We start from the raw sequence: 23,875 nt of genomic DNA, 5'->3' as shown, positions 1-23,875 counted from the left end.
CCATTCACTTGCCGCCGAGGCCCGGCGCCGGCAGCAGGCTCTGCGGCTCGGGAAAGATCGAGCGCGGCACCTTGGCGATCTTCGGGTCGGCCCAGGTGCCTTCGATGTGGAACTCCTGCGTAGCCGCTGCAGCGAGCGGCTTGCTGAGCACCCACTGCGCGAGGAAGGTGCCCAGGCCGATGGCCGGATTGATCGCCGTGGCCACCAGGGCGGCCGTGCCGGCATTGATCTCGGGCACTACCACCACGCGAAGGTCTTGCGTCTCGCGCACGATGTCGGCCGAGCCGTCCATCAGAGCCGCCGCATTGACGCCCTTCATCTGCAGGTTGTTGGTGCTGGCGATGCCGCTGCGGATGCGGGCGTCGCCGCGGATGAAGTCGAAGGCGAAGCCCTGGCTGAACACGTCGCGGAAATCGAGCGTGAGCCGCCGCGGCAGGGCCTGCAGGCTCAGCACGCCGAGCAGCTTGGCCAAGCCCGGATCGGCCTTGAGGAACTGGCCCGCGCCGACGTTGACCTGCAGCTGTCCGCCGAGGCTCGGGTAGTCGAGCGAGAACGGCGAACCGCGCCACTCGACCTCGCCTTCGAGCCGGCCGCTGCCGCGCCGCAGCACGCCGGGCATGCCGAAGCGCGTGAGCAGGTCGCCGGCGTCGGCGATCTCGAGCTTGAAGCTCATCGACGTGCGGCGCTGCTGCTCGCCACGCCCGGGCGTGGCCGCCCAGGTGCCCTTGGCCGAGAAGCTGGCCTCGGGCACGGTGAAGCTCAGCTTGTTGAGCAGCCACTCGCGGCCTGCGCCGCCGCGGTTGACGGCGTCGATCTCGGCGCGGCCGAGGCGCTTGCCGAGCAGTTCGAAGTCGTCGATCACGATGTCGAGCGCCGGCAGTGTGCCCGGCTGTTCATCGAGCAGGGTTTCGACCTGCTTCGCCTCGGTGGGCGCTATCTTGAGCCGCGCGAGCCGCGCATAGAGGCGCCCGGCCTGCGTGTGGCGGTACTCGGCATAGCCGCTGAGTTCGGTGGCGTCGATGTTGGCGCGCCAGAGCGCCCCGTCGCGCGTGCCGCCGAGCACCACATCATGCAGCGTGCGGCCCGCGATACCGAGCTCCTTCGCCCGCACGGCGATGCGCGTGGGCAGGTAGCCCATCGACGCCTCTTCAGCGCCCGCCGTTTCGCCCGTGCCGCCGCTGCTGCTGCCGCCCGCGGCGGCCTGGCCGACCAGCGCCTGCCAGGCCGGCATGTCGAGCTTGGTCACATTGACGTTGGCGAGCACGCCGTTGTCCGGCACGCTCGCGGTCTCGCCCTCCGCCAGGCCGACGCCGATGCTGCCCCGCAGCACCCGCGGCTCGGCGCCGGAGATGTCGCGCACGTATTGCGCTTCGCCGATGCGACCGAGCGCCATCGAGAGCCGGTCCTGCAGGGGCACGGCCACACCGTTGCGCGTCTCGCGCTGCAGCACCTTCTTCTCGATGCGCAGCGGCATCGCCTCGTCGGCCGTCTTGACGAGCGGCGCAGGCAGGTCGAGCGCCAGACCCTGCAGCGTGCTGGTGAGCGAGAACTCGGGCACGTCGTCGCGCATCGAGAAAGTGGCCGCATAGGGCGTGCTGCCGCTGGCCTTGGCGGCGATGCGCGTGAGCCACTCGGCCTCGCGCGCGCCGCGCAGGCCTTCGGCCGACGCGGTGCCCTGCGCCTTCAGCGCCACCTCGCGGTTCGGCCCGGCGAAGCGGCCCCGGCCCTCGATGCGGATGTCGCCGCCCAGCAGCCGACCCTGCACGCTCGCGAGCGAGAAGCCGGTTTCGGTGAACCCGACCGCGCCCTTCAAGTCCGTGAACGACGGCGCCTCCGGAACGAGCTGCAGTTCGTTGCTGCCCGACAGCGCGATGCTGGCCTGCACCTTGGCCGCATCGAGCGCGGCGAGCGGGAGTTCTAGGCGCAGCCGGTAGTCGGCAGGGCCGGCGGCGCGGACGCGCGCCAGTGCCTCGCCGGTGTCGCCCCCGACCAGCGGCGCGCCCACGCGCAGCAGCTCGCCGAGCGGGCCCCGGGCCTGGGCGTCGACGCGCAAAAGCGAGGCATCGTGCGACATGTCGGCGATCTGCGCCTCGGCCCGGGTGATCTCGATGCCCGCGGTGCCGGCCAGCTTGCCGCGCGCATTGCGCACCAGCATGCCCGCGCGTTCGAACACCAGTTCGCCCGACACGCCGGTGAGCGCGGGCCACACGGGTTCAGGCGCGGCCGGGGCCGCGGGCCTGGTCGCCTTCGAGGCCGTGGCGGCCGCGAGCGCCGAGGCCGGCGGCACATAGGCGTAGTCGACGCCGGCGACCTTGGCCGCAATGCGGAACTCGCCCTGTTTCGGGTCCATGAAAGGCATGTCGTGCAGGTCGCCGCGCACGCGGAAATCGACGCTGCTCGCCACGCCCTTGGTGACGGCGCTGCGCACGTAGTCGCGCGTGTGCTGGGGAATGTCGAGCGGTAGGTAGCGGTACACCCGCGTGCCGTCGGCGCGCACCAGCTTGCCCTGGAGATCGAGCACGCCCGGATAGCGCGAGCGGCCGGCCGACACGGCCGGGTCGCTGGTGCGCCAACTGGCTTCGGCCTCGCCCTCGGCATCGGCATTGGCGAAGCGCAGCTTCGACACCTGCAACTGCGCGGCGCCCTTGTCGAGCTTCCACTGGAGCTGGGCCGAGAGCCGATCGACCGGAACGACCGGTTCCTCGAACACGCCGGGAAATTCCAGTGTGCCCTGCGCGATGGCGAGCGCTGCGTTGCCGCCCGCCTGGGTGGCGTCGAACTCGAGCGTGGCGCCGCTCAGGCCGGGCGCGCCGGCGTTGGCGTGCGGGGCCGGGGCGGCGGTGCCCGCGGCTGGCGGAGGGCCGGCCTCTGCAGCTTGCGCGGCAACCCGCAGGCCGCTGATCCGGCCCTTGGCCTGGTAGCGCTCGGGCGCACCGAGCGAGCCCTGCCAGTTCAGCTCGATGCGCTCGACCAGCCCGCGCGGCGCGTAGGCGTCGAGCAACCGGTGCGTGGCTTCGCCCAGCGGCAGGCGGTCGGCAATCAGCGCAAGCGCCGCCAGGTCGAGCCGGTCGGCGCGCAGCGCGCCGTGCTCGGGCGTGGGCCCGCGCGCGGGCGAATGCTGCAGCCACAGGTTGCCGCCGGGCCAGCGCATGCCGTCGGCGGTGTCGAACTGCAGGGCCGCGGTCGAGAACTCGAGATGGTCTTCGCTGAGCTGGCCGGCGAGTCGCCCCGTGACCGAGCGCAGCACCAGCGGCTGCAGGCCGCGGCCCAGCGAGGCATCGACTCGGTGCAGGCCAAGGTCGGCGGCGCCGCCGACGATCTGGCCGTCCTTCACGTCGGCCCACATGCGCAGCGCGCCGTTGGCTTCGCGGATGCGCGCATCGATCGACACGTAGCGGCCCATGCGGGTCACGTCCATGTATGGCAAGTCGGCGTAGATCTGCCCGTCCCAGGTCTGCCAACGGCCGGAGCGCACCGACAGCAGCGGCTGGCGAAACTGGCCGCGCAGCGTGAAACGCTCGCCCCAGCCAGCGGGCGGCGTGGCGTCGAGCCGCAGCGCGTGGCGCCGGCCGCCGTTGCGCGCGACGAAGCGCACGTCGCTCAGGAGCAGCGGCTCGGCTTGGCGCTGCTCGTCGGTCCAGCGCACCGTGCCGCCTTCGATCACGAGTTCGCGCTGGGCGAAAAACCAGTCGGCCGCACGGGTCTCTCCGGTGGTGTCGTTGGCCATGTGGAGGCCCGCCACGTGCAGTTTGCCCATCGCGTCGCGCCGCACGTCGATCTGCGGGCCCTCGATGTAGAGCTGCTCGAAGTTCAGGCGCCAGAGCGAACGCGGCGAAACGCTCGCAACGATCCGCACGAGGCGCAGGGCTTCTCGCTGCTGGGCATCATGGAGCACCACGTCGCGCAGTTCGAAGGCCGGAAAGAGGCTGTCGGACCGCGCGGTGATCGACCCGATGCGAACCGGTACCCCGATGGCCCTGCTGGCCTGGGCCTCGAGTGCGCCACGGTAATCGCCGATTCGCGGCACAATCCACGCGTGTAGGACAACCACTGACAGCGCCAGCAGAAGCCATGCAGCGATCAGCAAACCCAGCAGCCAGCGCGCGGTCGCAGCGGTGATCTTGAGCAGACGTGAAGGGGGAGACGCCGTGTCGTTCATTGAGGATCGCGCTGTGTCCGGAATTATGACCGCCAGCATCCAGACGGGTTCCTCGGGAGCCGATAACAGTGTGAACCAGTTGCCATCCACGCCATCCGCTGCGCCTGAGGCCGCGCCCCTTTCCTCCTACTCGCGTTTCGTGCAGCGCCTGCGGCGCCGCTATGCGACCGAGCTGCGGCTGCTTGCGCCCGGCGCGCCGCGGCGCGAAGCGATGGCCGCGGCCTACGACGCGCTGCGCGCGCGCGGCGACGCGGTGGGCGATGCGCTGCGCACCGTGCGCCAGCTCGTCATGGAGCGGCTGGTCACGCTCGACTGCGACCACCAGGCGCCGTTGGCCGTGGTGACCACCGCGGTGACCGAACTCGCGGAGTTCGCGCTCGACGTCGCCTGCCGCGACGCCTGCCAGGAACTCGACGCACTGCACGGCGCGCCGCTCGGGCCCGACGGGCAGCGCGCGCAGCTCTGGGTGGTGGGCATGGGCAAGCTCGGCGCGCGCGAGCTCAACGTGTCGAGCGACATCGACCTGATCTACCTCTACGACGCCGACGGCGAGACCGGGGGCGACGCCGACGGCCGCGGCCGACTGTCGAACCAGGAGTATTTCGGGCGCGCCGTGAAGCGCATCTACGCGCTGGTGGGCGACACCACCGAGCACGGCTTCGTGTTCCGCGTCGACCTGGCGCTCCGGCCGAACGGCAATTCCGGCCCGAGCGTGGTCTCGCTCGATGCGCTCGAAGAGTATTTTCAGGTGCAGGGCCGCGAATGGGAACGCTTTGCCTGGATGAAGAGCCGGGTCGTGGCGCCGCGCGCCATCGTGTCCGAGGGACTCGCGCAGGGCTTGCGCGCCACGGTGCTGCCGTTCGTGTTCCGCCGCTACCTCGACTACAGTGTGTTCGATTCGCTGCGCACGCTGCACCGGCAGATCCGCGAGCAGTCGGCGCGGCGCAGCGCCGGGCGGCCCGAGCGCGCGAACGACGTGAAGCTCTCGCGCGGCGGCATCCGCGAGATCGAATTCACCGTGCAGCTGCTGCAGGTAGTACGCGGCGGGCAGTTCCCCGAACTGCGCACCCGGCCCACGCTCGATGCGCTGCAACGGCTGGCGCGCGCAGGCCTCATGCCGCAGGAGACCGCCGACACGCTGGCCACGGCCTACGAGTTCCTGCGCCGCGTCGAGCACCGCATCCAGTACCTCGACGACCAACAGACGCACATGCTGCCGGTGGCCGACGACGATCTGCGCTGGGTCGCACAGACCATGGGCTACGCCAACTGCTGCCCGTTCCTCGAGCAGCTCGATGCGCACCGCGAGTTCGTCGCGCAGGAGTTCGACAAGCTCTTGGGCGGCGACAAACCCTGCAACGGCAAGTGCAGCGGCAAGAACGCCGCCGCACCGACCGATCTGGCCGACCTGCTCGATCGCCTGCCGCCCGCCTTTGCGGCGCGCATCCACGACTGGTGCGAACAGCCGCGCATGATGGCGCTGCGCGACGAGACGCGCGCGCGGCTGCGGCAGCTGGTGCAGCGCACCGGGCAATGGCTCGAGGAACCCGACGGCGACGGACCGGGGCAGACGCCGCGCCACGTCGAGGCTGCATTGCGCTGGGCCGACTGGATCGAACCGCTGCTGCGGCGCGAAAGCTACCTGGCGCTGCTGGTCGAGCGGCCCGCCGTACAGGAGCGCCTGCTGCGCCTGCTGGGCGCCGCCAAGTGGCCCGCGCGCTACCTGATGCAGCACCCGGGCGTGATCGACGAACTTGCGAGCGACGAGATGCTCTCGGGCCGCTTCGTCGCGGCCGAATTCGAGAGCGAGCTCGAGGCGCGCCATGCGTCGCTGACCCGCACCGGCGAGGCCGACGAGGAGCGGCTCTTGAACCTGCTGCGCCACGCCCACCATGCCGAGGTGTTCCGCACGCTCGCGCGCGACGTGGACGGCCGGCTCACGGTCGAGCAGGTGGCCGACGACCTGAGCGCGCTGGCCGACGCCACGCTGCGCGTGACGGCACGCTGGTGCTGGCCGCATGTGCGCAACCGGCACCGCGAGGTGCCGCAGTTCGCGATCATCGGCTACGGCAAGCTCGGCGGAAAGGAACTGGGCTACGGCAGCGACCTCGACATCGTGTTCGTCTACGACGACGACGACGAGCGCGCCGGCGAGGTCTACGCCGCCTACGTGCGCAAGCTGATCAACTGGCTCACCGTGAAGACGCGCGAAGGCGACCTGTTCGAGATCGACACGGCCCTGCGACCCAACGGCAACTCGGGCCTCCTGACGACCAGCTTCGAAGCCTACGAGCGCTACCAGCTCGGCCGCGGCAGCAACACCGCGTGGACCTGGGAACACCAGGCGATGACGCGCGCGCGCTACGTGCTCGGCAGCGCAGCGCTCGGCGAGCGTTTCGACCAGGTGCGCGAGGCCGTGATCGTGGCGCCGCGCGACCGCGAGGCGCTGAAGGCCGAGATCATCGCGATGCGCAACAAGGTGCGCAGCGCCCGGCCGGTCAAGGCCGACCGATTCGACGTCAAGCACAGCCCCGGCGGCATGGTCGACGCCGAGTTCGTGCTGCAGTTCCTCGTGCTGTCGTCGTCGGCGGAACACCCGGAGCTCATCCCCAATCTTGGCAACATCGCACTGTTGCTGCGCGCCGAAGCGGCGGGGCTGCTGCCCGAAGGGGTCGGCCGCGCGGCCGCCACCGCTTACCGCGAGCTGCGGCGCGTGCAGCACCGCGCGCGCCTCAACGAGGAACCGACCCAGGTCGCGCCGACGGCGCTGGCGGCCCAACGCGACGCGATGCTCGCGCTCTGGAAAGCGGTGTTCGGCGGATGAGGGCCGCCGCCCGTCTTCATGCACCCTGGGCCGCATGCGCGCTGGCGCTCGCGGTGCTTCTCGCGGGCTGCGCCAGCGGTCCGCGCGGCGGCCGCGACGGACCGGCGGCGAGCATTCCCGCCGGCCTCGACCGTGTGCCCGACGCCGAGCCCCGCATCGAGCCCATCCGCGCGAGCGGCGGCACGAGCAAGCCCTACACGGTGCTGGGCCGCGCCTACCAGCCGATCACCGACGACCGGCCTTTCCGCGAATCGGGCATCGCCTCGTGGTACGGGCGAAAGTTCCACAGCGCATCGACCGCGAGCGGCGAGCCCTACGACATGTACGCCATGACGGCCGCGCACAAGACGCTGCCGCTGCCAAGCTACGTGCGCGTGCGCAACCCGGCCAACGGCCGCGAGGTGATCGTGCGCGTGAACGACCGGGGGCCTTTCGTCGACGGCCGCATCATCGACCTGAGCTACACCGCGGCGCTCAAGCTCGACCTTTTGCGCGGCGTGGCGCCGGTCGAGATCGAGCGCATCACGAACGAAGACATCCGCACCGGCGCCTGGCGGCGCGACGCGGGCAGCACCTATGCCGCGGCCGGCCGTGCTGCCCCGGCGCCCCGCGCCACAGGCGCGTCGGTGGCGGTGCCCGCGGCCTGGGCCGCGCCGGTGGCGGCGAATGCGCCCGAAGCGGTGACCATGCCCGTGACGCCGCCGACGCCGGTCGCGCCCGCTGCCCAGTCAGTGCCGCCCGTGGCCGACCCCGGGCGCGACACGCCGCCGCCGCGGGCGCCGATCGTGGTGACCGACCTCGCGCCGCTCGAACCGCTTGCCGCACCTGCAGCGCCCAGCCCGACATCCGCCGCAACGCCCTCGCCCGCTGCGTCCGCCGGCTTCTGGGTGCAGCTCGGCGCGTTCCGCGAGCACGACGGTGCACAGCGCCTGCTGGGCGAGGCGGCGCGTGGCCTGCCTGCGCTGGCGCCGCAACTGCGGGTGTTCAGCGAGGCCGGCACGCACCGGCTGCAGGCCGGGCCTTTTGCGTCGCGCGAGGCGGCCGGCGAGGTCGTCTCGCAGCTGCGCGAGAACCTGCGCATCGCGCCGATGGTGGTCGAGCGCCGCTGACCCGGGGCGGCCTTGCCTCAGGGCCTCTGCTTGGCGGCCTCAGGCGGACGCATGCCGACGCCCATGGGGTTCCAGGCGTTGATCTGCGCGATCGCCACCGAGCATGGCCTGGAAGGCCCCCGAAAACGCGCAGGCTCGCCTTCCTGCGCCACGCCGATTTTGCGGCTCCGAACGGCTGAATCCAGCATCCTCTCTTCGCCCGGGTCGCACCTGAAAACATGAGGCAGGCGTCGGCACTAAAGATTGTGCAATTGTGCACAACTCGCGCCGCCATTCGACTCAACCTCTGCCTGGCACTGGGCTTCTTGGTTAGGCTGCAATGATGTTGAAACGCGGCCCGGCGAATTGACGCAAGGCTGCGAAGTCGTTGATCTATTAACAGGGAGAAGCCATATGAATATTCTTTTCAATTCATCCAAGCGCAAATGGCTGTCGGCTGCCGCAATGGCCGTCGCCGCACTGACCATGACGGGAGCCGCCGCTGCTGCGCCCATCGTCATCAAGTTCAGCCACGTCGTGGCCGAGAACACGCCCAAGGGGCAAGCAGCATTGAAGTTCAAGGAACTGGCCGAACAGAAGCTTCCGGGCAAGGTCGAGGTTCAGGTATTCCCGAGTTCCCAATTGTTCGGCGACGGCAAGGAGTTGGAGGCTGTGTTGCTGGGCGATGTGCAGCTCATCGCCCCGTCGCTGTCGAAATTCGACCGCTACACCAAAAAACTGGCCTTGTACGACCTGCCGTTCCTTTTTGACGATATCCAGGCAGTGGATCGTTTTCAATCCGGCAAGCACGGCCAGGATCTCTTGAAATCGATGACCCAACGCGGTCTGCTCGGCTTGGCCTACTGGCACAACGGCATGAAGCAGCTCTCCACCAACAAGGACAAGCTGACCCGGCCCGAAGACGTCTCCGGGCTGAAATTCCGTATCCAGGCCTCGGACGTGCTGGAAGCGCAATTCCGTGCCCTCAATGCGAACCCGCAGAAGATGGCCTTCTCGGAGGTTTACCAAGCGCTGCAGACCGGCGTGGTGGATGGCCAGGAAAACACTTGGTCCAATATTTATTCGCAAAAATTCCATGAAGTCCAGACCACCATTGCCGAAACAAATCACGGCGTGCTCGACTACATGGTCGTGACCAATGCCAAATGGTGGGACAAACTGCCCGCCGACGTCAAAAAGGGCTTGTCCGAAGCCATGGCCGAAGCCACGCTGTATGGCAACGGCTTGGCCAACAAGATCAATGACGACAACCGCAAGCTCGTGTCCGAGGCCGGCAAGGCCAAGATCCAGAAGCTCAGCAAGGAAGACACGGCAGCCTGGCGCAAAGCGATGGAGCCGGTCTGGAAGAAATTCGAAGGTGGCATCGGCCGCAACTTGATCGACGCCGCATTGAAATCCAATTCCTGAAATTCCTTGCCGCACCATTGACAAGCCCGCTCGACGGGCTTTTCTTTTCTTTGATGGAGATTGAATGCGCTGGCTAGAAAAAATCGAGGAAACGTTGATCGCGTTGTTGCTCGCCGCCATGACGCTGGTGACCTTCATGCAGGTCGTCGCTCGCTACGTTTTCAACTACAGCTTCGTCTGGGCAGTCGAATTGACCGGCGTATTGTTCGCTTGGCTGATCTTCATCGGCATGTCCTATGGGCTGCGCGCCGGGGCCCACATCGGCGTCGACAGCCTGGTCAAGGCGGTCGGCCCACGCACGGCCCGGGCCATGGGCATTGCGGCGTCGCTGCTGTGTCTTGCCTATGCCGTCATCGTGGCGGTCGGCGGTTACCAGTACGTCAGCAAGATTCACGATATCGGCATCCTGATGCAGGACCTGCCGATGCCGCAATGGATCCCGCGCGTCATCCTGCCCATCGGCTTCACCATCCTCGGACTGCGCTTCCTGCAGGTGCTGTGGCGCCTGGTGAATGGCCAAAGTGCCAGCCTGCTCGGCGACGAGGCAAGGGATGCCTTGCAACAGCATCAACCGGGCGAACATGGGAGGGGCGCATGACGACCGCGGCTTTGTTCATCCTGCTGTTGATCTTCATGGCATTGGGAATGCCGGTGGGCGTGGCGCTCGGGCTGTCGTCGGTGTTGACGATCCTTGCGTTTGCCGACGATTCGCTGGCCTCTCTCGCACTCAAGGTGATGGAGACGTCCGAACACTACACGCTGCTCGCGATCCCCTTCTTCATCCTGGGAGGCACTTTCCTCACCACGGGGGGCGTCGCGCGGCGCATGATCCGCTTCGCCAACGCGTGCATCGGCCACTTGCGAGGTGGCCTGGCCATGGCCTCGGTGATGGCCTGCATGCTGTTCGCAGCGGTGTCGGGTTCCTCGCCGGCCACCGTGGTCGCGGTCGGTTCGATCGTGATCGCGGGCATGGTCAAGGCGGGCTACACGCAGGGCTTTGCCGCCGGCGTCATCTGCAATGCCGGCACGCTCGGCATCCTGATTCCGCCGTCGATCGTCATGGTGGTCTATGGCGCCACCACCGAAACCTCGGTCGGCAAGCTGTTCATGGCGGGTGTCATTCCAGGGCTCCTGCTGGGCTTGCTGCTGATGGTGGCCATTTACCTGCGCGCGCGGTCGCTCGACCTGCCCCGCCAGCCCCGGGCATCGATCGGCGAGGTGTTGCGCGCTGGCCGGGATTCGCTGTGGGGTCTGCTGCTGATCGTGATCATCCTGGGCGGCATCTACGGCGGCATCTTCACGCCGACCGAAGCCGCCGCCGTGGCCGCGGTCTACGCATTCATCATTGCGGTGTTCGTCTACCGCGACGTACGCTTGCGCGAAGTGCCGAAGGTTCTGCTCGAATCCGGCAAGGTCACGGTGATGCTGATGTTCATCGTGGCCAACGCGCTGCTGTTCGCCCACGTGCTCACCACAGAGCGGATTCCGCAGCAGATCGCCGAATCGATCATCGGCCTGGGGTTGGATGGTTGGCAGTTCCTGATCGTGGTCAACATCCTGCTGCTCGTTGCAGGCATGTTCATGGAGCCCACGGGGGTCATCCTGATCATGGCGCCGATCCTCTTCCCGATCGCCACCCAGCTTGGCATCGATCCAGTGCATCTGGGCGTTGTCATGGTCGTGAACCTCGAGATCGGCATGGTGACGCCACCGGTCGGACTGAACCTGTTCGTCACCGCCGGCATCACTCAGATGTCGATCACAGAGGTGGCCCGTGCCGCGCTGCCGTGGACCTTGATACTGCTCAGTTTCCTGGTGCTCGTGACCTATCTGCCGCAGCTCTCGCTGTGGTTGCCGTCGCTGCTGTTCTGACGCGGTTTAGATCCCGGCGACAGACTGACCTGAAGAAAAGCGGCTTGCAATGCGCGCCAGTTTGTCCGGATTGCGCTGCACGCGGATGCGCGCGATGCGCTCGCCGTCGATCTCGAAGGTTTGGGCGGATTCGAGTTGTCCGTCGATGAAGCGCAGCAGGCCCGGCTCGCCATTGATGTCGACGAATTCCATACGGACCGCCGCGCCCATACGGCGCCAGAGCGCGAAGTAGAGCAGCGCCACGCGCCGGCTGCCGCGCAGTGCCTTGCTGAAGGTCTGCACCTTGCCGCCACCGTCGCCGATCAGCTCGGCGTCTTCGGCCATCAGCGCCTTGAGATCGTGCAGGCTGCCGCGCGCCGCGGCATCGGCAAAGGCACGCAGCAGGCGCTCGTGGGTCTCGCGCGGCACCACGAAGCGCGGGCGCGCCTCCTGCAGCTGGGCCTTCGCGCGGTGTACCAGCTGCCGGCAGGCGGCCTCGCTTTTGCCGAGCGTGCTGGCGATCTCGTCGTAGTCGGCGTCGAACACTTCGCGCAGCAGGAACGCGGCGCGCGCCTCCGGTGCGAGGCGTTCGAGCACGGCAAGGAAGGCGATCGAGACGTTGTCCGCGCGCTCGAGCAATTCCTCGGGCGAAGTCGGCCCGTCGGTGAGCGTCGGCTCGGGCATCCAGGCGCCGATGTAGTGCTCGCGCTGGACCTTGGCGGCGCGCAGGCGGTCGATCGAGAGGCGGGTGACGACGGTGACCAGCCAGGCTTCGGCACTCTCGAGGCGCGTCTTGTCGGCTTCATGCCAGCGCAGCCAGGCGTCCTGCACAACCTCTTCGGCCTCGGCAACGGAGCCGAGCATGCGGTAGGCGATGCCTTGAAGGCGGCGGCGGTGGCTGTCGAAAGCGAGAGTCGGGTCGTCCATGCTCGCAAGACGGGCGACCAACCGGTTTTGTGACAGGCGCGCCGCCCGGGCAGGGCCGACCGGGCTCAGGCGCCCTGGTATTCGGACTTGGGCGCGACGGTCGCGGCCAGTTCCTTGCGGTAGCGGTTGAGTTCCTGCACGGTCTTGAAGCTGCGGTCCATCAGCAGGCTCAGGTTGTGCAGGATGCGCTCGCCGACCTTGCTCTCCCAGACCGCATCGAACTTGATCTGCTTGTCGAGCCAGTGCTCGAGCCAGTCCGGGTCGGGCATGCGGCTCTGGATCGTGTCGTTCGGGAACAGCGCCTTGTTGACGTGCAGGTTGGTCGGATGCAGCGCCTGCGCGGTGCGGCGGGCACTGGCCATCAGCACGCCGACCTTGGTGAAGGCGGCACGCGCCTCGTCGCCGAATTTTTCCATCGCGCGCTTCATGTAGCGCAGGTAGGCGCCGCCATGGCGGGCCTCGTCCTGGCTCAGCGTGGTGTAGATGTGCTTGATGACCGGCTCGGTATGCCACTGCGCGGCGCGGCGGTACCAGTGGTTGAGGCGAATCTCGCCGCAGAAATGCAGCATCAGCGTCTCGAGCGGCGGCGCCGGGTCGAAATCGAAGCGGACCTCGTGCAGTTCCTGCTCGGTCGGCGCATGCTGGGGGCTGAAGCGCTTGAGGTACTCCATGAGCACCAGCGAATGCTTCTGCTCCTCGAAGAACCAGATCGACATGAAGGCCGAGAAATCACTATCGTGGCGGTTGTCGCGCAGGAACATCTCGGTGGCCGGCAGCGCCGCCCACTCTGTGATGGCGTTCATTTTGATGGTTTGCGCCTGCTCATCAGACAGCAGTGACGCATCGAACGACTGCCAGGGAATGTCCTTGTCCATGTCCCAGCGGACGGATTCGAGTTGTCTGAAGAGTTCTGGATAAAGCATCAAAATCTTTCTAAGGCCGTCGATTTTAGTCGGCTGAGCTTGGCCTGCCTGTGACAGACGGGCGATGATGCGTTTGTACGCAGTGTCCGATACGCCGGATTCGTGCACTTATTGACACTAGGAGTTCCCATGCGAATCCCCTTTCGTTGGCCGCTTGCCGCCATCGCTGCAGGCCTGCTGGCCCCCGGCACCGCGCTCGCGCAGGCCTCCGCCGGTGCAGCGAACCCGCCAGCCGCGGCGGCGGCCGCAGGCGCCGCGTGCCCGGCAGTGCTTCAGCACTCTTTCCCGCGCCTGCAGGACGAGAAACCCCAGTCGTTGTGCCAGTATTCGGGCAAGGTGGTGCTGGTGGTGAACACCGCGAGCTTCTGCGGCTTCACCCCGCAATACAAGGGGCTGGAGGCACTCGACAGCAAATATCGGGCGCGCGGCCTCGTGGTGCTCGGTTTTCCGTCCAACGACTTCTCGCAGGAATCGGGCTCCAACAAGGAAATCGCCGATTTCTGCGAAAGCACCTTCGGCGTGAAGTTTCCGATGTTCGCCAAGACCTCGGTGCGCGGCGCGGAGGCCAACCCGCTGTTCAAGCAGCTCGCGCTCGCTTCGGGCACGACACCGAAATGGAATTTCTACAAATACCTGATCGGGCGCGACGGCAAAGTGGTGCAGGCCTGGTCGAGCATGACGGCGCCGGATGAGGCCGCCTTCGTGAAGGCCATCGAAGGCCAGCTCGCAGCGAACTGAAACCTGATGACGTGTCGCAACCGATGGTCACAAACGTTTACCACTGGGGCGGGAACCGGGCTGGCACACTGTGCTCATAGCGAGCGTGGGCAGCCAATGCTCTCCGGTTTTTCATGTTGCGAGGTCTTCCAGGCGTCCAGTCTGGTTGAAATCCCGAGGTGATTCTTCTCCTCCTCCCTCCCTCCCTCCTTCGCGTCGGGGCGCCTCGCAGCATTTTTGTATTGTTTGATGGGAACAGGCGCAGCTGAAAAGGCTTCCCGCCATTGAAAAAGGCGCCAGAGGCGCCTTTTTTCACGGTTGCGTATCGATGAAGCTGGGCCGCAGCATCAGCTTGTCGTACAGCTTGGCCAGATTGCCGTGCGCGCCGCGCCAGTCGATCTCGGGAAAGCGGAGCCCGACCCAGCCGAGCGCACAACCCACCGCGATGTCCGAAAGGCTCAGGTGGATGCCGCTGCAGAAGGGCTTGTCGGCGAGCCCCTTGGCCATGGCCCCAATGCCGCCCTCGACCTTGGCGCGCTGGCGCGCGATCCAGGCCGCGCTGCGCTCGGCGTCGCCGCGGCCGCTCCAGGTCGCCTCGAGGCGCCACAGCACGCCCGCATCCATCACGCCATCGGCCAGCGCCTCCCAGGTCTTGACCTCGGCGCGCTCACGGCCCTGCTGGGGAATGAGCTTGCCCACGGGAGACAGGGTGTCGAGGTATTCGACAATCACGCGGGAATCGAACATCGCGTCGCCGCCTTCCATGACGAGGCAAGGCACCTTCCCGAGCGGGTTGGACTGCGCGATGGTGGTGTCAGCGGACCAGACGTCTTCAAGCACGAACTGGTAGTCGAGCCGCTTCTCGGCCAACACCACGCGCACCTTGCGCACATAGGGGCTGGCGGCCGATCCGATCAGTTTCATGAAGACTCTCTCCCTCTGGATTGGTAACGTTTGTTCGATGCCATTTTAGGGGAAGGCCGGAAAGTGCAGCCTGCGAACTGTCGCGGATGCGGGACGGCGGCCCGCCTAAAATTCGGGCATGAGCTTCTCCACCGTCTCCGCCCTCTCCCCACTGGACGGCCGCTATGCGGCCAAACTCGCGGCATTGCGCCCGCTGATGAGCGAACAGGGCTACATGCACCGGCGCGTGCAGGTCGAGGTGGCATGGTTCATCGCGCTGTCGGACTGCGGCTTCGCCGAATTCAAGCCGCTCACGGGCGGCGCCCGCAAGTACCTGCTGGGCCTGGTGTCGCACTTCTCCGAAGCCGATGCGCTCGCGATCAAGGAGATCGAAAAGACCACCAACCACGACGTGAAGGCGGTCGAATACTGGATCAAGTCCAAGTTCGAGGCGCGGCCGGAACTGCTGGCTGCCGCCGAGTTCGTCCACTTCGCCTGCACCAGCGAGGACATCAACAACACCAGCCACGCGCTGCAGATCCAGGCCGCCCGCGAGAAGGTGCTGCTGCCCGCCATCGACGGGCTGATCGCCAAGCTGCGCGAGATGGCGCACCAGTTCGCAGGCGTGTCGATGCTGTCGCGCACCCACGGCCAGACCGCGAGCCCGACCACGGTCGGCAAGGAAATCGCCAACGTGGCGGTGCGGCTGTCGAAGGCCCGCGCCCAGATCGCGGCCGTGCAGTTGCTCGGCAAGATGAACGGGGCGGTGGGCAACTACAACGCGCATCTCGCCGCCTGGCCCGACTTCGACTGGGAGGCGTTCAGCCGCAAGGTGGTCGAAACGCCCGCGCCGCTCGGCCTGGGCCTGAGCTTCCAGCCCTACAGCATCCAGATCGAGCCGCACGACTACATGGCCGAGCTGTTCGACGCGGTGGCGCGCACCAACACCATCCTGGTGGATTTCTCGCGCGACATCTGGGGCTACGTGAGCCTGGGCTACTTCAAGCAGCGGCTCAAGAAGGGCGAGATCGGCTCCTCGACCATGCCGCACAAGGTCAATCCGATCGATTTCGAGAACGCCGAAGGCAACCTGGGGCTGGCCAATGCGGTGCTGCGCCACCTCAGCGAGAAGCTGCCGGTCAGCCGCTGGCAGCGCGACCTGACCGACAGCACCGTGCTGCGCAACATCGGCGTGGCCTTCGGTTACGCGACGCTGGCCTATGCCAGCCTGGCCACGGGCCTCGGCAAGCTCGAGATCAACGAGGAAGCGCTCGCGGAGGATCTCGATGCCTCGTGGGAAGTGCTGGCCGAGCCGATCCAGACGGTAATGCGCCGCTACGGCGTGCAGGGCGCCTACGAGCAGCTCAAGGAAGTGACGCGCGGCAAGACGGTGACGGCCGAGGCGCTGCACGGGCTGATCCGCTCGCTCGACATTCCCGAGGCCGAGAAGACGCGGCTGCTGGCCATGACGCCCGCGAGCTACGTGGGCAAGGCGGCGGAGCTCGCCAATCGAATCTGAGGGGGCGCCTACACTCGCGCACCCATGGCCCTCAAATCCACCATCTTCAAGGCCACCGTCGCGGTGGCCGATATCGACCACGGCTACTACGCCGACCACGCGCTGACGCTGGCGCGCCATCCCAGCGAGACCGACGAGCGCATGATGATCCGGCTCGTCGCGCTGGCGCTCAATGCGCACAAGCTGCAGGACGTGTGCCACGGCGACGGCACGCTGGCCTTCGGCGCGGGACTGTCGAACGTCGAGGAGCCCGACGTCTGGCTGCGCGACTTCACGGGCGAGACCAAGCTCTGGATCGAGGTCGGCCAGCCCGAGGACAAACCCGTCATCAAGGCGTGCGGCAAGGCGGACGAGGTGATCGTCTACTGCTTCAACCACGCGGCCGAGATCTGGTGGCGCGGCATCGAAGGCAAGCTCGCGCGGCCGCAGAACCTGCAGGTGTACCGCGTACCCACCGAAGCCTCACAGGCGCTGGCCCTGCTCGCGCAGCGCAGCATGCAGCTGCAGGCGACGATCCAGGAAAACACGTTGACGCTGGGCGACGGCAGCCGCAGCATCGACGTCGAGCTGAAGCGCTGGAAGTAGGCAGCGCGCCTCTCTCGGTTTTTCGTCAGGCCGCCGGCATCATGCGGCCGCACTGCCAGCACTGCTCGAAGCCCCCCTCGACGCGCTCGCCGCAGCTGCAGCGCCAATCGCGCTGCGGCCGGTGCTGCGCCGCATGCAGCACCTGCTGCGCCAGCTCGAACCGGCTGTCGTCGTCGATCCAGATCTCGGGCAGGCACTGATCGGGCGGCAGGTGGCCCATCGCGGCGCCGAGGAATTCGCGCTGCACGGTGGCCTCGATGCCCTCCTCGCGCAAAGCATGCACCCACAGGGTGGCGATCGCGAGGTTGGGGGCTTGGGCGAGGCGGCGCATGCGCTGGCCTTTCAGGGGGTGTCGTCCGGGCCGAGCGGCTCGGCCGGGTCGTCGGGCCACTGCGGCGGCGCGGCCTCGCGCGCACGTTCCGCATAGCGGTTGAAGCGCCATGCCGAATCTTCCATGGTGATACGGCGCCAGGTGACGCGCTTTTCGGCCGGCGTCATCGCGGGCCAGTGCTGCACCTCGTCGAAGCTGCGGCCGCAGCCCTTGCATTCGTCGTCGCCCTGGCTGGTGGAGCAGATCGCGATGCAGGGCGTGTCGGGGGTGCTGTGGTACCAGTCGAGCCAGGCGGCCCAGGCCTCGGCGGGGAAACCGGCTTCGGCGACCTCGTCCTCGTGGTGGAACACCATGAGGGCGTAGACCTCGGCGAGTGCGCGCAATTCCGGCGCCAGGGTGATGCCGTCAGGCGAGGGACTTTTGGCGCGCCAATGGTTGATGGCGGCCTCGATGTCGGTGATGTGAATGGCGGCCATGGGAGAGAAGAAACAGCGAGCGGCGATCATAGTCCCGCAATTCCCGAGGGCCGCCGGAGGTTAATCAGTGCTATGAATTCGATAGCTCACAAGGCAGATTTAACAAGGCTTTCCAGCCAGCCGTGCAAAACTGCCGAAAACTTTCGGTTGCCAGATCGGGGGCCGCGATGATCTAATTCGCGCACGAAGGGGAGTAGCTCCCGACTGCCATTCACGATGGCGGGAATCGACAGGTCGTCAATACGAAGCACAACACTTCCGGCCTGTCGGGCGACGCGTGCCTTGCTTTGGGGTGCGTGTCGTCGAGCAAGACCTTCGATTTGAACCTGCGCAGGTTTGGTCGAAGCGTTCCTGACTCCCGGTCGTCACCCCGGTCTTCGTCACGCTTCGAACTTCCTGCACGGGATGAATCGAAACGCAACGCATGCGCCGGACCGCCGCTTCCACCCGGAATCGGCGGCCACGCACGAAGACAAGAGGAATCTATGGAACAGTTCATGACCCCGGAATTCTGGGTCGCGGTCGGTCAGATCATCATGATCGACATCCTGCTCGGCGGCGACAACGCCGTCGTCATCGCCCTGGCATGCCGCAAGCTGCCACCCGCCCAGCGCACGAAGGGCATCCTGTGGGGCACGGCAGGCGCCATCGTGCTGCGGGTCATCCTGATCTTCTTTGCGCTCACGCTGCTGGCCATTCCGTTCCTGAAGCTGGCCGGTGCCGTGCTGCTGCTGTGGATCGGCGTGAAGCTGCTTGCGCCCGACCATGACGATGCGCACGGCAACATCGCCGCCAGCGACAAGCTCTGGGGTGCGGTCAAGACCGTGATCATTGCCGACCTCGTGATGAGCGTGGACAACGTGATCGCCATTGCGGGTGCCGCACAGGGTGCCGGCGAAGCACATCAGATGCCGCTCGTGATCTTCGGCCTGCTCGTGAGCATCCCGATCATCGTCTGGGGCAGCCAGCTGGTCATCAAGCTGATGGACCGCTTCCCGATGATCATCACGCTCGGCGGCATGCTGCTGGGCTGGATTGCCGGCACGATGGCCGTGTCCGACCCCGCCCTGGCGAACACCGCTGCCTGGACCTGGGTGCCGAAGGTGCCGCAGACCGACCTGATCCGCTACGGCGCAGGCATCTTCGGTGCGCTGCTGGTGCTGGTCATCGGCAAGTGGGTGGCCGCGCGCCAGGCGCGCCGGCATCCTCCTGTCGAAACTGCCACCACGACCGGCAGCTGATCGCTTGCAGCCGTCGGCAGAGGCCGCTCTTCGGCAGCCTCTGCCACTCCCACCACCCCATCGAGGAGCGGACCGTGGAAAAGATCATTCTCTATGTCGACGACGCCGGCTACGCCGCAGAGCAGTTCGCCGAACTCGCTCCGGACGCGGACAGCGTGGTGGCCCGGCATTGGGTGCTCGTTGCCTGCGCACCCCGCATGACACACCGCATCAGCAAATGGGTGAGCCATAGCGCGCGTGAGAACTGGCGCGCCAAGTGGTTCAGCAAGGTGCAGGCTCAGTTGCTGCCGCTGCTCGAGCGCAATGGCGGGCAGGTCACGCCGGTGCTCGCCAAGGGGCCGCTCACCGAGCTCACGCAGCAGCTGAAGCGCGAGCATGCCGCCACGCACGTCGTCGACGCCCGGCGTCCCAAGATCGGCGTCGACCTCGAGCCGATCACGCCCGACCAGGCGCCGCGGCGCCAGTCGGGCTGGACCTTCCCGGGTGCCGTGATGGGCATGGGCACGCTGCTGGTGCTGGCCAACGAACTGGCCGAATAGGCGCGCAGCGCTTCCCCGACGAGCCCCGGTGCGGCAACGCCCCGGGGCTCGTTGTTTTTGGGGTGCCTGGGTTATCCTGCGGCCATGCGCATCATCATCAAATGGCTGCTCAGCGCCGTGGCGCTGCTCGCGGTGGCCTACATCTATCCCGGCGTCCAGATCAACAACTTCGGGGTGGCACTGATCGCGGCCGCCATCGTCGGCCTGCTCAACATGGTCGTCAGGCCCGTGCTGGTGGTGCTGACGCTGCCGGTCACGATCGTCACGCTCGGGCTGTTCCTGTTCGTGATCAATGCGCTGCTGTTCTGGGCCGCCTCGGGGCTGCTCGGCGGCTTCCAGGTCAATGGCTTCCTGGCGGCACTGATCGGCTCGCTGATCTATTCGCTGCTGGGCCTCCTCATCGAGGCCGCGCTCGGCGGCCTGCTCTCGAAACGCTGAGCCACCGCGCTACCTGAGCGGCGGCTCTTCCGCCTGCCGCTTCACCAGCACGTCGACCGCCCGCGCGCGGCTGTCGATGATCGAGGCCTCGTAGTGATCGACGGGCGTGCCCGGCCGGCGCATGAGTTCCTGCGCCGCCTTGAGGCGGTCGCGCGCCGCCGGATAGTCGAGGATCGCCACGTTGGCCTCGGCCTCAGCACGCACGGCGCGCACCGTGTCGTTCTGCGCGCCGTACAGGCTGGCCAGCGCGCGCCACGCCGTCGCGTCGCGCGGGTTCGCGGCCACCCAGTCGCGCAGCACCGGCACCAGCGGCGCGGGCTGGCGCGTTGCCACGGCGGCATCGGCCGCGAGCAGCATCTCGGGCCGCTCTTTCGACTTGACATCGAGCAGGCCAGCGGCGCGCGGCGCATCGCCGGACGCCAATGCGATCTCGGCTTGCAGCCAGCGGGCCAGCTTGGCGGCGGAAGCGTCGTCGGCTACGCGCACCGCGAGCCGCTCGGCCAACGCACCGGCCGCCTTGTGGTCGCGCAGTTCCTTGGCCGCGAAGGCCGCGGCGTACAGCGTGCCCGCCTGCTGGGCCGGGCTGCTGCGCACGAACTCGCCGCTGCCGGCCGCATCGATCCAGAGCCGCAGCACATCGACGCCCGGCCGCGTGAGCGCGCGGGCGCGCGCGGCCACCATCGCGTGGTCCATGGCGAGCGGCAAGGGCTCGACTGCATCCATGCGAAATTGGAAGCGCCCCTGCATGTCGGAAATGCGCTCGGAATTGAGCGGATGGCTGCGCAGGTACGGGTACGAGCCGTTGTCGTTGAGCCGCGAGGCGTACTGCAGCTTCTCGAACATGGTGGCCGCCCCCTGCGGCGCGAAGCCGGCCTGCGTCATCACGCCGAAGCCCACGCGGTCGGCCTCGCGCTCCATGTCGCGCGAGAAGCTCAGCTGGTTCTGCATGAAGAGCGCCTGGCTGCCCATGATGACGGCCTGCCCCGCATCGGCATTGCGGCTCTTGCTGGCCGCGATCATGCCGAGGATCAGGCCCGCGATCATCAGCGGCATCTGCTTGCCCTGCTGATTCATCATGCGCGAGATGTGGCGTTGCGTGACGTGCGACAGCTCGTGGCCGAGCACCGTCGCCAGTTCGTCGCGGCTGCCCACCGCGGCGATCAGGCCCATGTTCAGGCCGAGGTAGCCGCCCGGCAGCGCAAAGGCATTGATGTTGCGGTCGCGCCCGAGCAGCACCACCCAGGCAAAGCGCTCGTCGAGCTCGGGCGTGAGCTCGCCGCGCTGGCGCGCTGCCGCGAGCAGGCGCTGCCAGATCTCTCGCACGTAGGCGCCGACCACCGGATCGTCGACGTAGTCGGTGTCGCGATAGAGCTCGCGCGCAATCTGGTCGCCAAGCTGGCGTTCGGCACTGGCGGTCATTTCACCGCCATCGCCCAGGCCCGGCAGCACCTGCAGCTGCGCCCGGGCCGGCACCGGCAGCAGCACCTGCGACGCGATCAGCACGGCCGCACAGAGCGACCGCAGCACAGGCACGGCAGAAGAGGGTCTCGGGGTCTTGGCAGAAGTGGTCGTCAAGCGCGGCATTCCTCGTCGATGGCTCGGGCTCGTATGATGCATCTCCCTACGGAATGTTCACCCCATGAGTAGTTCCCTCACCCATTTTGACGCGCAGGGCCAGGCCCACATGGTCGACGTTGCGGCCAAGCCCGCCACGCACCGCGTGGCCGTGGCGACCGGCCGCATCGAGATGCAGCCCGCCACGCTGGCCCTGATCCAGACGGGCACCGCGAAGAAGGGCGACGTGCTCGGCATCGCGCGCATCGCCGGCATCCAGGCGGCCAAGAAGACCAGCGACCTGATCCCGCTGTGCCACCCGTTGGCGCTCACGCGCGTCGCGCTCGCGTTCACGCTGGCCGAGACGGGCCAGGCACCGCAAGTGACCTGCACCGCCACGGTGGAGACCGTGGGCCCGACCGGTGTCGAGATGGAAGCCCTGACCGCCGTGCAGGTGGCGCTGCTCACCATCTACGACATGTGCAAGGCCGTGGACCGGGGGATGCGGATCACCGACGTGCATGTGCTGGAGAAGCACGGCGGCAAGTCGGGGAGCTACGTGGCCGGCTGACAGCTTTGGGCGCTACGGCGCGCCGCGGCGGTCAGTGGCTTCGCCCCGTAGCCAGCGCTCGTATTCGCCCGGAAAGGCGATGCGGAAGCGTTCGGCCTGGGCGCGCGCCTCGGCGTGCCGGCCGAGCAGTTCGGCGCTCTCGATCAGCTTGACGATCACGCGTGGCTCGGGCGAAAAGTGCATCGTCCGCTCGGCCAGCGCGTGCACGGCGGCGGCGTTGGCCGGCGTCACGGCCGTGAGCGTCAGCCCGGCGAAGCCCGCTTGCCGCGCGAACAGCCAGGATCGCCGCGCCTTGGCGAGCGTGTCGTCTTCGTAAGCCGGCAGGCGCTCGCCGCGCGGCAGGTAGATCTGGCTGACCCGGATGTAGTCCCAGCCGGCATAGCCGACCACTGCGAGCAGCACGGCCGCGGCGGCCGAAGCCGGCACCGGCGGCGCGAGACACCGCGGCTTGGCGCGCGGCTTCCCATTGGGCGACCCGGGCCACAACAGGCCGAGGCAGAGCCCGAAGACCAGCTGGAACGGCCCATACCAGAGCGGATATTCGAGCAGGCTGTGCAGCGTGACAGCGCCCAGCATGCCCCACGCCATGAGCCGAGCGGGATCATGCTCGCGCCAGGGCCGTGCCGCCCACACCATCCACGCGAAACTGCCGCAGACCAGCACCGACACCGGCACGCCCAGCTCGACCGCCAGGTGCAGCGGCAGGTTGTGCGCGTTGTCGAGGATCTCGGGGAATCGCGACCCCTCGTACAAGGTGCTGAAGTGCGCGAACGAAAGCTCGCCCCAGCCCCAACCCACCCAGGGGCGCTCGGCGATCAGCGAAAGCACGTTGCGCCAGAGCACCAGCCGCGTGTGGTCGCCGGGCGCGCCCTCCTGCAGTCGGCGCATCATGCCTTCGACTTCGCCAGCAGCGAGCTGCGGCAGCAGCCAGGCCAAGGCGAAGTAGATCGGAATCATCGCAAGCAAGGCCCAGGAAGGCGGCAGCACGAAGCGGGCACTTCCTTCTGGTTTTGTTTTCGCCCTGCGCCGCTCCTGCCAAGCAATCCAGGAGACCACGCCGGTGATCGACAGCAGCTGGAGCAAGCCGGTGCGCGATGTCGACGCAGCCGCGGCCACGAGCAGCAGCAGGATGGCCGACGCCGACCAGCGACCGCCCCGCGCCGATGGCTGCTGCCGTGTCGCATGAATCCAGAGTGCCGCCACCAGCGCCATGCTGATCAGCGTGGCGAACTGGTTGCGCTGGCGCAGGTTGCCGTAGGCCTGCCCCAGCGCGGGCGTGGTGGTCCAGGGCACCAGCGGCTCGGCCAGGCCGTAGTACTGCAGCAGGCCGAGCACCGCGCTGACCAGGCCCGCGACCAGCACGCCCCAGGCCAGCACGGCCGCCATCGACGGGCCGCCGCGCGCCATGCCGGCACCCACGCAGGCCGCGGCCACCACGCCGCCGAGCGCCACCACGGGCGGAAGCCACAGCGCCGCCGTGCCGGGTGAGGCCACGAACAAGGAAGACAGCACGACGGCGGCCGCGCAAGCGGCCAACCAAGCCCGGACACGGCGCGCCGGCAGGCCGGCCGGCATCGCGAACAGCATCGCCGCGACGCAGAGCCAGGTGGCGAGCAGTTGCCAGGCCTGGACCGAAGGGCCCGCGACCAGCGGGCAGAGGAAGGGAAACGCCACCAGCCCGGCACGGAGGCCGAGGACAACGTTCGGAGAAAGAGCGACGGCCTCGACGGACGTGGCTGCGCGGGAAGTCATTCGGCCGATTGTGCCGACGAGCGGCCGACGAATGGCTGTGAGCGGGAGA

Annotated in this window: 20 protein-coding genes; 12 read left to right on the top strand and 8 right to left on the bottom strand. The window is 67.8% G+C overall.

All coding sequences use genetic code 11. The annotated features are described in order from the left end of the window. Nucleotides 1-4 precede the first annotated feature (4 nt). Nucleotides 5-4,159, bottom strand: coding sequence for a YhdP family protein (locus AC3A6G_RS18860; RefSeq protein ID WP_487874315.1), 4,155 nt, complete (start codon nt 4,157-4,159; stop codon nt 5-7). A gap of 25 nt (nt 4,160-4,184) precedes the next feature. Here AC3A6G_RS18860 and glnE point away from each other — a divergent pair, with 25 nt between their 5' ends. From glnE to AC3A6G_RS18835, 5 genes are all read left to right on the top strand, one after another. Then, nucleotides 4,185-6,983, top strand: a complete 2,799-nt coding sequence (gene glnE / locus AC3A6G_RS18855) for a bifunctional [glutamate--ammonia ligase]-adenylyl-L-tyrosine phosphorylase/[glutamate--ammonia-ligase] adenylyltransferase (protein ID WP_487874314.1) — start codon at nt 4,185-4,187, stop codon at nt 6,981-6,983. Next, the gene (locus AC3A6G_RS18850; protein WP_487874313.1) at nt 6,980-8,092 is read left to right on the top strand and encodes a septal ring lytic transglycosylase RlpA family protein; all 1,113 of its coding nucleotides are present in this window, start codon (nt 6,980-6,982) and stop codon (nt 8,090-8,092) included. Before glnE ends, AC3A6G_RS18850 begins: the two co-directional genes overlap by 4 nt. Nucleotides 8,093-8,485: 393 nt before the next feature. Beyond that, complete coding sequence (locus AC3A6G_RS18845) at nt 8,486-9,499, top strand: TRAP transporter substrate-binding protein (RefSeq protein WP_487874312.1); 1,014 nt, start codon at nt 8,486-8,488, stop codon at nt 9,497-9,499. A gap of 64 nt (nt 9,500-9,563) precedes the next feature. Beyond that, entirely contained in the window at nt 9,564-10,097 is a 534-nt protein-coding gene (locus AC3A6G_RS18840) for a TRAP transporter small permease (protein WP_487874311.1), read from the top strand. Continuing rightward, nucleotides 10,094-11,371, top strand: a complete 1,278-nt coding sequence (locus AC3A6G_RS18835; RefSeq protein ID WP_487874310.1) for a TRAP transporter large permease — start codon at nt 10,094-10,096, stop codon at nt 11,369-11,371. Before AC3A6G_RS18840 ends, AC3A6G_RS18835 begins: the two co-directional genes overlap by 4 nt. A gap of 6 nt (nt 11,372-11,377) precedes the next feature. On the opposite strand, the gene AC3A6G_RS18830 is transcribed toward AC3A6G_RS18835, so the two are convergent. After that, nucleotides 11,378-12,277: an RNA polymerase sigma-70 factor gene (locus tag AC3A6G_RS18830; RefSeq protein WP_487874309.1), complete on the bottom strand. Its 900-nt coding sequence runs from the start codon at nt 12,275-12,277 to the stop codon at nt 11,378-11,380. Nucleotides 12,278-12,342: 65 nt separating this feature from the next. Then, on the bottom strand, nt 12,343-13,200 hold the full coding sequence (locus AC3A6G_RS18825; protein ID WP_487860857.1) for a ferritin family protein: 858 nt from the start codon (nt 13,198-13,200) through the stop codon (nt 12,343-12,345). 129 nt (nt 13,201-13,329) lie between these two features. Between AC3A6G_RS18825 and AC3A6G_RS18820 the strand changes: the two genes are divergently transcribed. After that, nucleotides 13,330-13,938, top strand: coding sequence for a glutathione peroxidase (locus AC3A6G_RS18820; RefSeq protein WP_487860856.1), 609 nt, complete (start codon nt 13,330-13,332; stop codon nt 13,936-13,938). A gap of 291 nt (nt 13,939-14,229) precedes the next feature. Here AC3A6G_RS18820 and AC3A6G_RS18815 read toward each other — a convergent pair whose 3' ends face one another. Beyond that, nucleotides 14,230-14,841 carry a glutathione S-transferase N-terminal domain-containing protein gene (locus AC3A6G_RS18815; RefSeq protein WP_487874308.1) on the bottom strand — a complete coding sequence of 204 codons (612 nt, stop codon included), beginning with the start codon at nt 14,839-14,841 and terminating at the stop codon, nt 14,230-14,232. Between the two features lie 118 nt (nt 14,842-14,959). On the opposite strand from AC3A6G_RS18815, the gene purB reads away from it, so the two are divergent. Together purB and AC3A6G_RS18805 are read left to right on the top strand one after the other, a co-directional pair. Further along, on the top strand, nt 14,960-16,339 hold the full coding sequence (gene purB / locus AC3A6G_RS18810; protein WP_487864549.1) for an adenylosuccinate lyase: 1,380 nt from the start codon (nt 14,960-14,962) through the stop codon (nt 16,337-16,339). A gap of 24 nt (nt 16,340-16,363) precedes the next feature. Next, complete coding sequence (locus tag AC3A6G_RS18805) at nt 16,364-16,924, top strand: YaeQ family protein (RefSeq protein WP_487860853.1); 561 nt, start codon at nt 16,364-16,366, stop codon at nt 16,922-16,924. A 25-nt stretch (nt 16,925-16,949) separates the two neighbouring features. On the opposite strand, the gene AC3A6G_RS18800 is transcribed toward AC3A6G_RS18805, so the two are convergent. Further along, nucleotides 16,950-17,255, bottom strand: coding sequence for a putative signal transducing protein (locus tag AC3A6G_RS18800; protein ID WP_487860852.1), 306 nt, complete (start codon nt 17,253-17,255; stop codon nt 16,950-16,952). Nucleotides 17,256-17,266: 11 nt separating this feature from the next. After that, complete coding sequence (locus AC3A6G_RS18795; RefSeq protein ID WP_487874307.1) at nt 17,267-17,731, bottom strand: DUF3717 domain-containing protein; 465 nt, start codon at nt 17,729-17,731, stop codon at nt 17,267-17,269. Between the two features lie 485 nt (nt 17,732-18,216). Between AC3A6G_RS18795 and AC3A6G_RS18790 the strand changes: the two genes are divergently transcribed. The 3 genes from AC3A6G_RS18790 (at nt 18,217) to AC3A6G_RS18780 (ending at nt 19,949) form a co-directional block, all read left to right on the top strand. After that, complete coding sequence (locus AC3A6G_RS18790; protein ID WP_487874306.1) at nt 18,217-18,972, top strand: TerC family protein; 756 nt, start codon at nt 18,217-18,219, stop codon at nt 18,970-18,972. Nucleotides 18,973-19,046: 74 nt separating this feature from the next. Further along, nucleotides 19,047-19,511, top strand: coding sequence for a hypothetical protein (locus AC3A6G_RS18785; protein ID WP_487860849.1), 465 nt, complete (start codon nt 19,047-19,049; stop codon nt 19,509-19,511). An 84-nt stretch (nt 19,512-19,595) separates the two neighbouring features. After that, nucleotides 19,596-19,949 (top strand): phage holin family protein, encoded by a 354-nt coding sequence (locus tag AC3A6G_RS18780; RefSeq protein ID WP_487860848.1) that lies wholly within the window; start codon nt 19,596-19,598, stop codon nt 19,947-19,949. A gap of 9 nt (nt 19,950-19,958) precedes the next feature. Here the strand turns inward: AC3A6G_RS18780 and AC3A6G_RS18775 are convergent, their stop codons facing one another. After that, the gene (locus tag AC3A6G_RS18775) at nt 19,959-21,533 is read right to left on the bottom strand and encodes a M48 family metalloprotease (protein ID WP_487874305.1); all 1,575 of its coding nucleotides are present in this window, start codon (nt 21,531-21,533) and stop codon (nt 19,959-19,961) included. Nucleotides 21,534-21,588: 55 nt separating this feature from the next. Here AC3A6G_RS18775 and moaC point away from each other — a divergent pair, with 55 nt between their 5' ends. Beyond that, nucleotides 21,589-22,074 (top strand): cyclic pyranopterin monophosphate synthase MoaC, encoded by a 486-nt coding sequence (gene moaC, locus AC3A6G_RS18770; protein WP_487874304.1) that lies wholly within the window; start codon nt 21,589-21,591, stop codon nt 22,072-22,074. A gap of 12 nt (nt 22,075-22,086) precedes the next feature. Here moaC and AC3A6G_RS18765 read toward each other — a convergent pair whose 3' ends face one another. Next, nucleotides 22,087-23,826 (bottom strand): PglL family O-oligosaccharyltransferase, encoded by a 1,740-nt coding sequence (locus AC3A6G_RS18765; RefSeq protein ID WP_487874303.1) that lies wholly within the window; start codon nt 23,824-23,826, stop codon nt 22,087-22,089. Nucleotides 23,827-23,875: the final 49 nt, after the last annotated feature.

It is taken from the genome of Variovorax sp. Soil_C_26 (assembly GCF_057657075.1).
Note: the sequence above shows the minus strand (reverse complement) of the source record. Positions and strands in the feature narration are given on the sequence as shown.